We start from the raw sequence: 10,322 nt of genomic DNA on the forward strand, positions 1-10,322 counted from the left end.
CGAAGAAGCAGACGTACACCGGCTGGCGGCCGGAGACCGGGACGACGACCCCGCTGACGTACACGCGCACCGAGAGCAGGTCCGGCGTCAGCACCTACGTGTACCTGGCGAGGCTGCCCGCCACCCGGATCACCGACGCCCAGGTGCTCGCCGGGCTCCCGCCGGCCGTTCCGAAGAGCACCCTGGCGCTGGTCGCCCAGGTCGGCACCCTCTCGGCCGAGGCGAAGCAGAAGCTGGCCGCACTGCTGCCGACGCTGCCCGACCCCGTCCCGCTGACCTACACGCTGCAGAGCGCCGACACGTTCTGGATCGAGCCCGAGACCGGCATCGTGGTCGACACCCAGCGCTCCCAGCAGCGCACGGCCGGGGTCGTCGCCCCGAGCGACGGCGCCTTCCTCCCGCTGCTGCCCGTCTCCGACGTCTCGTACCGGCAGACGCCCGCCTCCGTGCAGGACGCAGCGAACGACGCCAAGGACTACCGCAACGCCATCTCGCTCCTCGGTACCACCCTGCCAATCGTGCTGGGCGTGGTCGGCGCGGTGCTGGTCGCCGTCTCCCTCCTCGTCCGGCGCCGGGGCAGCCGCGGCGGCGCAGCCCCGGCCGGACCGACCGCACCGACCGGCACTCCGGGCGCACCGACCGCTCCGGGCGCACCCGGTGGCACCCCGGGACCGACCCCGCCCACCGGCCCGCCCCCGCCCACCGGGCCGGGCGGAGTCGCCTAGGCCCTCTCTTTCGGATCTTGTCGGATCAGCGCGCGGCGGTGGGCGCCCGGCTGGGCGTGCCGGCGGATCGGCCTCGTACTGGACCGTACTTGGACGATTCGCCGGTGCGTCCAGCTGGGGGCACCTCCCGGCCGAAGGCTGGGGGGAGGATGCCCGGCGTCGCGCGCCCGGCAAGATCCGAAAGAGAGGGCCTCGGACCGGTGGGGGCGCCCGCGGTCACTCGCCCTGGCCGGCGCTTCCCATCGGGCCGATCTTCACCGGGGATCCGCTGCCGTCCGTGACGGGCAGCGAGCCGGAGCCCGGCCAGGGCAGGGTGACCGGGTGGGTCTCGTCCGGCGGGGTCACCACCAGGCCGGTGATCCGGACGCCGGAGCCGCCCGAGGTGTTGGCCGGGTAGATGATGCCGAAGAACGTCGACTTGCCGTTCTTCACGACGGCCGTGACGACCGGCTCGCCGGAGCGCTTCGCGGACAGCGTGCCCGCGGAGGTCTTCAGGTCGACGCCCGCGTAGCCGGCGAGTATGCAGTCCTTGCCGCTGTGGTTCTTCAGCTCGACCACGACGGTGTTGTCGGGGTCACCGGAGATGGTGCGGTCCGCGGCAGTGATGGTCAGGTCGGCCGTCCGGCACTTGGCAGGCTTCCCGGCCCCGGTGGAACCGGCCGGTGCGGCGGTGGAGGCCGTGCTGCCCTTTCCCGGACCTGCCGAGGCCGGACCGCCCGAAGCCGGACCGCCGGAGGCCGGGAGGCCGCCGGCCGCGGTGCCGCTGGAGGCGGTGCCGGTGGAGGCGGTGCCGGTGGACGCGGTCGGGGCTCCCTGTGCGGTGCCCGCCCCGTCGTCCTGGCACGCGGTGAGCGAGAGGGCGGCGGTGACGGCCAGAGCGGCGAAGGCGAGCTTGCGGACGCGCATGGTGATTTTCCTCCAGGAGGCGGCAGTGCCTGGTGCTCGGTGCGAGCGGGTTTCCGAAGACCAGGACCGCCCGCCCGGACGAACCGTTCCGCCCGGGACGCCCCCAGGACAGTGCTGTGACATGTACGAACGAAAACGACCGCGCCGCCGCCCGCCGTACCGCGCCGCACCCTGCCGCCGACCTGCCCTGACGCCGCATCACACCACCACCGTGCACCGACACCCGCTGGCCGCCCCGTCACCGACCACCGGGACAGACCCGTGACCCGGACGACCTTGACCACGGACCGCGACACCACCGCGAGCACGCCATGACGAACCCCTCTGCCCCATTCCCGGTGCAGCAAGCCGGTGGTGACGGACCCTCCGTGCGGCGGGCTGCCTGGGGCGGCGGCCGGGTTGATCTAGATTGCCCGATTGTGGGAGACAGTCGCGGCATCAGCCGCCGATCGGCGCTCAGGGCCGTCCCCGCCGTGGCCCTCGCCGCGAGGTCCGGCGGAATCCTGGCCGGGCGGGGTACGGCGACGGCACCCGCGCCGTTTCCGCAGCCGGCCGTCGTGGCCTCCCGGCCGGTGCACGGCTCGGCATCGCGGGTGCTGGAGCAGACGCTCGACGTCCGCTTCACGGACGTCTCCGTGCCGGGCCACGGCCCCGTCACCACCCGCACCTACAACGGGACGATCCCCGGGCCGACCCTGCGCGTGCGTGCCGGTCACACCCTGAGGCTGACGCACGTCAACGGCCTGCCGCCCAACCCGCCCCACAGCGGCGGCCACAACACCCCGCACCGGCCCAACAGCTTCAACCTGCACACCCACGGCCTGCACGTCTCCCCGTCCGGGCACGCCGACAACGTGCTGCGGGAGTTCGCCCCGCGCACCCCGGAGGAGTCCGCCGCCGGAGCCGCGGAGCCGCGGTACACGTCGACCGTCCACGTGCCCTGCGACCACCCCGCGGGCACCTACTGGTACCACCCGCACCCGCACCTGCACGGATCGGCCGCCGAGCAGGTCGTCGGCGGCATGGCCGGCGTGATCGTCGTCGAGGGCGACGTCGACGACGTCCCGGAGATCCGGGCGGCCGCAGACCTCGTCGTCTGCATCAACGAGCTCAAGGTCGGGGACGGCCACGTCCCCGCCTTCACCTCCGGCAGCTGGATGACCGGCGTCCCCTCCACCTTCACCGTGAACGGCAGCGTCAACCCCACCCTCCGGCTGCGTCCGGGCGAGGTGCAGCGGTGGCGGCTGGTCGCCGCGACCGCGTTCGCCGCCCTGCGGCTCACCGTCACCGGCGAGGCCGGAGACATGGCACTGCACCAGATCGCCCGGGACGGCATCACCTTCCCCACCCCGGTCGCACGGACGACGGTGGACCTGGCCATGGGCAACCGTGCCGACGTGCTGGTCCGGGGCGGCGCGCCCGGCCGGTACGAGCTGCGGGCCGACGGGCTGCCGGGACCGCTGATGACGATCGAGGTCGCGGGAGCGCCCGTGCGGCCGCCGATGCGGCTTCCGGCCTCACTGCCACCGGGCCGGCCCTTCCTCGACGAGCAGGACATCACCGACCCCGACGCGGACCGGGAGGTGGTCTTCCACGCCGATGCGGGCGTCTTCACCGGGGCGTTCCCGAACGCCTTCCGCATCCTGGGCACCCATGCGACCCCCGCAGCCGACCCCGGAGGCGATCCCACCCGCGACCCGGCCCACGGCCTCTTCGACCCCGCCTACACCAACCACACCCTGCGCCTCGGCACGGTCGAACGCTGGACCGTCCGGACGGACGAATCCCTCGCGGCGTTCAACCATCCCTTCCACCTGCACACCAACCAGGTCCTCCTCACCCACCGCAACGGCGTACGGCTGGACCCGCCGGTCTGGCACGACACCCTCGGCCTCGCCGGCGGCACGCCCGGAGACTCCGTCACCTTCCTGGTCAGGTACGAGGACTTCACCGGTCGCACCATCGCCCACTGCCACCAGCTCCACCACGAGGACCTCGGCATGATGCAGACCGTCCACTACGTGGCGCCGTGAGGACCCACTGCCCGGCAACCCGACCGGACGCGAGGAGTCAGCGATCGATCACTCATCGTGATATGACGGCATGGCTCGCTACCCCTGAAGGAGGAAGCCATGGCAGGCAAGGCCAGCATCGTCTTCGCCCACGGACTCTGGGCCGACGGGTCGTGCTTCAACAAGCTCATCCCCGCGCTCCAGGCCGAGGGCCACCAGGTGTCCGCCTCGCAGCACGGCCTCGACTCGCTCGAGGGCGACGTCGCCTGCGTGACCCGTTCCATCGATCACGTGCCCGGCCCGGTCGTGCTCGTCGGCCACTCCTACGGCGGCACCCTGATCACCAAGGCCGGCACCCACGACCGCGTCGGCGCCCTGGTCTACATCGCCGCGCTCGCCCCCGACGAGGACGAGACCTCGCAGGGCCAGCAGGACAAGTTCGCCCGCACGCCCGTCTTCGAGCACATCGACGTCGCCGACGGCCGCATCTGGCTCCTCGAGTCGGGCCTCGGCGACTTCTGCGGCGATCTGCCGGAGGCCGAACAGAAGCTCGTCCTCGCGACCGGCGCCGTGCCGGTGCCCGACCTGTTCACCCAGCAGGTTCCCGGCACCGCCTGGCGCACGAAGCCGAGTTGGTACATCGTCGCGAACGACGACCGCACCGTGAACCCGGACCTGGAGCGGGCCGCCGCCGAACGCATGGGCGCCAAGACCTACGCAGTCGACAGCAGCCACGTGCCGATGCTCTCGCACCCCGGCCTCGTCCTCGACGTCATCCGCGACGCGGCGAAGGCCGTCGAGGCGTAACGCCGTCCCCGTCCAGGCCCGCCAGCAGGCGCAGCCCGTCCTCGGCGGGGTCGCCGGGTGCCGCGGACAGCACCAGGAGTTCCAGCCCCGATTCGTCGGGCAGCGCGAAGTTCTCCTGGTGCAGGTTCAGCGGTCCGACCAGCGGGTGCCGGTACGCCTTGCGCCCGTGGGTGCGCGCCCGGACGTCCGCGCGGGCCCACAGTCGGCGGAACCGCTCGCTGCCCATCGCCAGTTCGCCGACGAGCGAGGCCAGGTGGGTGTCCTCGGGGTACTTCCCGGCGGCCAGGCGCAGGTGCCCGACCACGTCGAGGGTGCAGTTCTCCCAGTCCGCGTACAGGCCGCACTCGCCCTCGTCGAGGAAGAGGTGCCGGGCGACGTTGAGGCCCTGCAGCGGCCGGCCGTAGAGGAGCCCGGCGAGCCGGTTGCCGGCGAGCACGTCCAGGCGGTGGTTCATGATCAGCGCGGGTGCGTCGGTGACCAGGTCGAGGACGCGCAGCAGCTCCGGCCGGATCCGTCCGCCCGGTGCCTTCGCGCGGCGGCGGCGCTGCCGGGCGAGCCGGTCGAGGTGCTCGCGTTCGGTCTCGTCGAGGCCGAGGACGCGGGCGAGCGCGTCGAGGACCTGCTCGGAGGGCTGGGTCGCGCGGCCCTGCTCCAGGCGGACGTAGTAGTCGACGCTGACCCCGGACAGGTGCGCGACCTCTTCGCGGCGCAGTCCTTCGACCCGGCGGCGGCTGTCGGCGGGGATGCCGGCGGCGGCCGGGTCGACCCGTGACCGCCGGGTCCGCAGGAAGCCCGCAAGATCGTCCATGGGCCCAGTATGGCCTCCGGCGTCGCCCGCGAGGGTGGCCCTGCGATTACCAGGAAGTCCCGTCCGACGGAAGAGCCGTCCCTGAACGCCGGGCGCCGCAGCGCCCAGGATCTGGGGCATCCGATCCGAAGGAGTTCCCGTGAAGACGCTGATCGTCCATGCCCATCCCGAGCCGGAGTCGCTCAACGGCTCGCTGAAGGACCTCGCGGTGTCCACCCTGGAGGGCGCCGGCCACGAGGTGCGGGTCAGCGACCTGTACGCGATGAAGTGGAAGGCGGTCGTGGACGCCTCGGACTACGGCTCCCACGCCTCACGTCCGCTGAAGGTCGCCCTGGACTCGGGCCGGGCCTTCGACGCCGGGGCGCTCACCCCGGACGTCCTCGCCGAGCAGGAGAAGCTGCTGTGGGCCGACACGATCATCTTCCAGTTCCCGCTGTGGTGGTACACCGTGCCCGCGATCCTCAAGGGCTGGGTGGACCGCGTGTTCACCTACCGCTTCGCGTACGGCGTCGGCGAGCACAGCGACACCCGGTACGGCGAGCGCTTCGGCGAGGGCACCCTCGCGGGCCGGAGGGCGCTGCTGTCCGTCACCACCGGCGGCCCGGAGTCGCACTACGCCGCTCGTGGGATCAACGGGCCCATCGACGACCTGCTGTTCCCGATCCAGCACGGCATCCTCTACTACCCGGGCATCGAGGTGCTGCCGCCGTTCGTGCTGTACGGCACCGACCGGATGCGCGCGGAGGACTACCCGCAGGTCGCCGAGGCCTGGAGGCAGCGTCTGCTGACCCTGGAGTCGACCGAGCCGATCGCGTTCCGGCGGCAGAACTTCGGTGACTACGAGATCCCCTCACTGCACCTGAAGGAGGGACTGGAGCCCGAGGGCCGCACGGGTTTCGGGCTGCACGTACGCGGCCGCTGACGTACGCGGCCGCTGACGGGCTCGGGCGTTCGGGGCCGGGGGTGCGGAGCCGGGGCCCGGCCCGGCCCGGCACCCCGTTCGACGGCACGGGGGCCTCCGCCCCGGCGTGCCCGGCATCGTCCTCACCGGGTTCACCCTGAACCGGGTCGAAGGCGCCCGGACCTCCGCCCGTCGATCGGCTACACCCTCTCGCCGTGCTTCCGCGGCCCGGCGGACCCGGCGGCACCCCGGGTGCCGTCGGGCGCGGCGCGGGTCAGGGTGCACCGGCCGTCGGCGCAGGAACGCCGCAGGCGGCCCTGCGAGACGGTCTGCATGAGTCCGACGGTCCAGCACATCGGGCATCCGCGCAGGGCGACGACGCCGACCGGCAGGAGGATCAGGCTGACCGGCCCGATCAGCGGAACGAGGGCGAACGTGCCGATCAGCGAGCCGAATCCGACCACGCCGCGCACCAGGTGCCGGGGCAGGGACCGGCTCGCGTAACCGGTGCCGTCGGTGATTGCGGTCATCGCATCCTCCCGGATGTCAGGTCGGGTGAGGCCTGCAGCGTCTGCCGCAGTGCTGCGCGGGCCCGGTGCAGCCGCGACTTCATCGCCGGAGTGCTCAGGCCGAGCGCCTCGGCGACCGTCCGCCCGCTGAGGCCCTGGATGTCGCGCATGACGAGCAGTCGGCGCTGATCGGCGGGAAGGGCGGCGATCGCCGCCGCCACCCGGCCGGCCTCCAGCCGCTGCAGGACCTCGTCCTCGGCCGACAGCACGGAGCCGTCCCGCGGAGGCACCGGATCGCGCAGTACCGCCCGTGCGTGCCGGAGGCACTCGTTGCGCACGATGCGGAACATCCACGAGGCCAGTGCGCCGGAGGCCCGGAGCGTACCGATCTTGCGGTACAGGATGATCAGTGCCTCCTGGGCCGCGTCCTCGGCGTCCTCGGGCGTGGCGCACAGGGAGTGCGCGAACCGCCGTACGTTCGGGTGCGCGCCCGACACCAGGGCGGTGAGCGAGTCGAGGTCACCGCCCTGTGCCGCGACGATCAGCTGCTCACCCGGCCAGTGGCCGGTCCGGTCAGCCACGTCCGTTCCTCCGCCTGCGCAGCACGAGCATGCAGGTGCACAGCACCACCAGTGTGGCGACAGCAGCGATTCCGATGATCACGGCGACCTCCCGGTCCTCTCCGACGTTCGTCCGTACGTGCATAAGAGGGGCGGTCCCTGAAAAAGGATTCGGCATCGTGGTGGGACGGTTGGGGCATCGGCATCGACATCGGTCCGGGAGCGGCCTATCCCCGGACGGAGGTGTAGACGAAGCCGAGGCCGGCCAGGTGGACGAGCACAGCCGGGAACAGGGCCGGCCACGGTGTCCGGCCGCGGCGCCGCGCCAGTGCGATGCCGAGTCCGGCCAGCAGTACGGCCGCGACCAGCGAGACCCAGGGCGCCGCCAAGACCTCCAGGTAGCCCGTCCCGTCGCAGACGCGCTGGCCCGACATGGGCGAGGATCCGCAGCCGTCGGGGACGAAGAGCATCACGAACGACAACCCCGCAGTCACCGTCGTGCCGCCGAGCAGGAGCAGCCCGGAGACGACACCGAAGGCGATCTCGGCCGGCCGGCGCGGCACGGGACGGTACATGGGCGGCGGTGAACCGTACGCGGGCGGAACGTTCACGTCATCCCCTCGGGTCGGACGGCCGGGCGGCGGGCGTCTGCCCGACACAACCACCTTGCCCGCCACCCGAACCGCCCTGCATGAGTACACCTACTCAACCCCGGCGGAGGTCGGCCGTCGCGGGCGGATCGGTACGGACTCCGGTGTGGATTCCGGTGTGGTCTCCGGTGTCGTGATCCGGCGGACACCGGGCGTGGCACGCGATAGCGTCGTCACGGTCCGGTGGCCCGCCGATTCCGTGTCGCGGGCTGCCGGCGTTGTTGTCACCGCGCCTGTGAACGGCGCGAGTTGGGGAGGGGACGTACATGGCCGACCCGACCGACGTGCACTCCGGGCTGCCCAACGCCCTGAGCGTTCTGGCCGTACACCTGACGGCGGCCGGGCGGACGGAGGAGGCGCTGACCGTCGCCGAAGAGGCCGTGGCCGCCGCCCGGGCGCACGCGGAGGCGGATCCGGCCGCGTCCGAGCACCTCCTCGCACTGACGCTGAAGGACCTGGCCGGCCGCCTCACCGAGTGTCCCGGGCGATCGGACGCGGGACGGGCGGCCGCCGACGAGGCGGTGGAGACGTTCCGTCGGGTGGAGCCGAGGGACCCGGGAACCTTCGAGCAGCACCTGGCCCTGCACCTGGCCGTGTCGCTCTGGCTGGCCGCCTGCTACCACGCGGAGGACGACGCCGAGGGCGCCCTGAAGCTGCTCTCCGAATCGGAGGCGGTCTTCTCGCGGCTCGACACACGGCACCCCGGATCGTTCGCCGCAGAGCTCGAAGCGATCGGTGCGGCCCGGGCCGAGTTCCTCCGGCAGTCTGGCATCGGGGACCAGCCCGGGCAGGACCGGCCCCGGGTGCTGCAGGGCGGCAGTACCCCGTAGCCGTCGGCCGTGAGGACGGCGTCCTCCTACGACGCTTCCCGTCACCGACCGGCGAGGCAGGGCCTGCCGCAGCGCACCGGCCGCGGGCTCCGTCAGGACCGCGCGACCAGCAGGCCCGTCGAGGCGGCCAGCCCGGTGGTCGCGACGTGCCGCAGGCCCGCGGCGGCGAACAACGCGGTGAACTCCGCCTCGGTCCGCTCCCGGCCGGGGTGCAGCGCCATCATGACGGTGTCCCGCAGCTTGCCGTCGTGCGGTGCGTCGTCCTCCGGCACGATGGCGTCGATGACGATGACCTGGGCATCCGGTGCCATCACCTGCCGGATGCTGCCGAGCACCGCCACGCACTGCCGGTCGTCCCAGTCGTGCAGGATCATCGACAGGAGGTAGGCGTCCGCGCCGTGCGGCACGCTGTCGAAGAAGTCCCCGCCGACCACGTCGACCCGGTCGGCGACGCCCGCCGCCTCCAGCACCGCCTTCGCGCCCCGGACCACGGCCGGCTGGTCCAGCAGGGTGGCCCGCAGCTCCGGGTAGCGCGGCAGGATCGTGGCGAGCAGGTGCCCCTGTCCGCCGCCGACATCGACCACCTGCGCCACGCCGGTCAGGTCGCAGTTCTCCACGGCCGCGGCGTGGGCCCGCCGGGCCATGTCGCCCATCGCGTCGTTGAAGAGTTCGGCCTGCTCCGGGTGGGCGGCCAGGTGTGACCACCAGTCCGTGCCGTGCACGTGCGGGAACGTCGGACGGCCCGTGCGCACCGAGTACGACAGTGAGTTGATGGCCTGGAGCTTCTCGGGCAGCCCCCAGAACCTGACCCAGTTCCGCACCGACCCGGGCACCTCGGCGCGCAGCGTCTCGGCCAGCGGGGTCAGGGCGAACGTCTCGGGCTCCACCTCCCGAAAGATCTTCTGGGCGGCCAGCGCCCGTAACACCCGGCGCAGTGCCTGCGGGTGCGCCCCGCACCGGCGGGCGAGTTCCGGCACCGGCACCGGCCCGTCGGCCAGGAGCTCCGCTATGTCGAACTCGGCTGCCACCACGAGAAGTTGGGTGACGAGGGCGCCGTGCAGCAGGTCCATCATCCTCTGCTGCGGGCGCTCGGCCGCGTCCTCGCGGGTGTCCGGAAAGACGCGCTCTTCTTGGACCTCACGGTTCTGCACTTGGCTTCTCCTTGGTGTGCACAGCGGCTGCTCGCGCCTCGGGCGCGGCGCATTCGAGTTGTTCGATGACGGATCACACGGATGGTCACTGGCAGTAGCGGTCCGCCGCCAGGACGATCACGGGGCCGCCATGATTGCGGTGCGGTCCCGATGAATGGTTCCCGGTCCTGCCGCCGTGCCGGTCAGCGCGAGCGGACGCCGGCTTGGGCCGGCGGAAGCTCCGGACGGTGGCCGCGGGGACGCCTCACCGGATGGGGCGGCGTGGCACGAGCGGGTGGCGGCCGTGCACCGGTCGTCTCCCCGACGTGGGCCTTCCCAGCGTGACCGTCGAACGACCCGCCCGTACTCCCGACTACGCCGAAAGTGGCCCGTCGCAGGCCGCCCGGACCGGGTGGAGCCCCCGTGAACCGCACCCGCCCGGCCTGCCCCGGCGGCCGCGCTCACACCGTCGGCCGACACATCG

At 72.8% G+C, this 10,322-nt stretch carries 11 protein-coding genes; 5 read left to right on the plus strand and 6 right to left on the minus strand.

The genetic code is table 11. The annotated features are described in order from the left end of the window. Positions 1-725, plus strand: a 725-nt coding sequence (locus ABZ641_RS16785) for a porin PorA family protein (protein ID WP_359982571.1), incomplete at its 5' end; no start/stop codon positions are given. 216 nt (positions 726-941) lie between these two features. Here the strand turns inward: ABZ641_RS16785 and ABZ641_RS16790 are convergent. Next, the gene (locus tag ABZ641_RS16790) at positions 942-1,631 is read right to left on the minus strand and encodes a DUF4232 domain-containing protein (protein ID WP_359982574.1); all 690 of its coding nucleotides are present in this window, start codon (positions 1,629-1,631) and stop codon (positions 942-944) included. 557 nt (positions 1,632-2,188) lie between these two features. Between ABZ641_RS16790 and ABZ641_RS16795 the strand changes: the two genes are divergently transcribed. Together ABZ641_RS16795 and ABZ641_RS16800 are read left to right on the plus strand one after the other, a co-directional pair. Next, positions 2,189-3,664 carry a multicopper oxidase domain-containing protein gene (locus ABZ641_RS16795; RefSeq protein WP_359982577.1) on the plus strand — a complete coding sequence of 492 codons (1,476 nt, stop codon included), beginning with the start codon at positions 2,189-2,191 and terminating at the stop codon, positions 3,662-3,664. 99 nt (positions 3,665-3,763) lie between these two features. Beyond that, positions 3,764-4,450, plus strand: coding sequence for an alpha/beta hydrolase (locus ABZ641_RS16800; RefSeq protein WP_344623470.1), 687 nt, complete (start codon positions 3,764-3,766; stop codon positions 4,448-4,450). On the opposite strand, the gene ABZ641_RS16805 is transcribed toward ABZ641_RS16800, so the two are convergent. Next, the gene (locus tag ABZ641_RS16805) at positions 4,416-5,258 is read right to left on the minus strand and encodes a helix-turn-helix transcriptional regulator (RefSeq protein WP_344623471.1); all 843 of its coding nucleotides are present in this window, start codon (positions 5,256-5,258) and stop codon (positions 4,416-4,418) included. The genes ABZ641_RS16800 and ABZ641_RS16805 overlap by 35 nt on opposite strands. Before the next feature lie 139 nt (positions 5,259-5,397). Between ABZ641_RS16805 and ABZ641_RS16810 the strand changes: the two genes are divergently transcribed. Continuing rightward, on the plus strand, positions 5,398-6,180 hold the full coding sequence (locus tag ABZ641_RS16810; protein WP_359982581.1) for an NAD(P)H-dependent oxidoreductase: 783 nt from the start codon (positions 5,398-5,400) through the stop codon (positions 6,178-6,180). 179 nt (positions 6,181-6,359) lie between these two features. On the opposite strand, the gene ABZ641_RS16815 is transcribed toward ABZ641_RS16810, so the two are convergent. The 3 genes from ABZ641_RS16815 to ABZ641_RS16825 form a co-directional block, all read right to left on the minus strand. Next, positions 6,360-6,689, minus strand: coding sequence for a hypothetical protein (locus ABZ641_RS16815; protein WP_359982584.1), 330 nt, complete (start codon positions 6,687-6,689; stop codon positions 6,360-6,362). Beyond that, a complete protein-coding gene (locus tag ABZ641_RS16820) occupies positions 6,686-7,249 on the minus strand; it encodes a sigma-70 family RNA polymerase sigma factor (protein ID WP_344623474.1) in 564 nt (187 codons plus the stop codon). The genes ABZ641_RS16815 and ABZ641_RS16820 overlap by 4 nt, the downstream gene beginning before the upstream one ends. 206 nt (positions 7,250-7,455) lie before the next feature. Continuing rightward, positions 7,456-7,803 carry a hypothetical protein gene (locus ABZ641_RS16825; protein WP_344623475.1) on the minus strand — a complete coding sequence of 116 codons (348 nt, stop codon included), beginning with the start codon at positions 7,801-7,803 and terminating at the stop codon, positions 7,456-7,458. A 341-nt stretch (positions 7,804-8,144) separates the two neighbouring features. Here ABZ641_RS16825 and ABZ641_RS16830 point away from each other — a divergent pair, with 341 nt between their 5' ends. Continuing rightward, the gene (locus ABZ641_RS16830) at positions 8,145-8,708 is read left to right on the plus strand and encodes a hypothetical protein (RefSeq protein WP_359982587.1); all 564 of its coding nucleotides are present in this window, start codon (positions 8,145-8,147) and stop codon (positions 8,706-8,708) included. Positions 8,709-8,800: 92 nt separating this feature from the next. Here ABZ641_RS16830 and ABZ641_RS16835 read toward each other — a convergent pair whose 3' ends face one another. Next, entirely contained in the window at positions 8,801-9,859 is a 1,059-nt protein-coding gene (locus ABZ641_RS16835; protein ID WP_359982589.1) for a methyltransferase, read from the minus strand. Positions 9,860-10,322: the final 463 nt, after the last annotated feature.

Source organism: Kitasatospora sp. NPDC007106 (assembly GCF_040634455.1).
In the GTDB taxonomy this organism is placed as follows: Bacteria; Actinomycetota; Actinomycetes; order Streptomycetales; family Streptomycetaceae; genus Kitasatospora; species Kitasatospora arboriphila.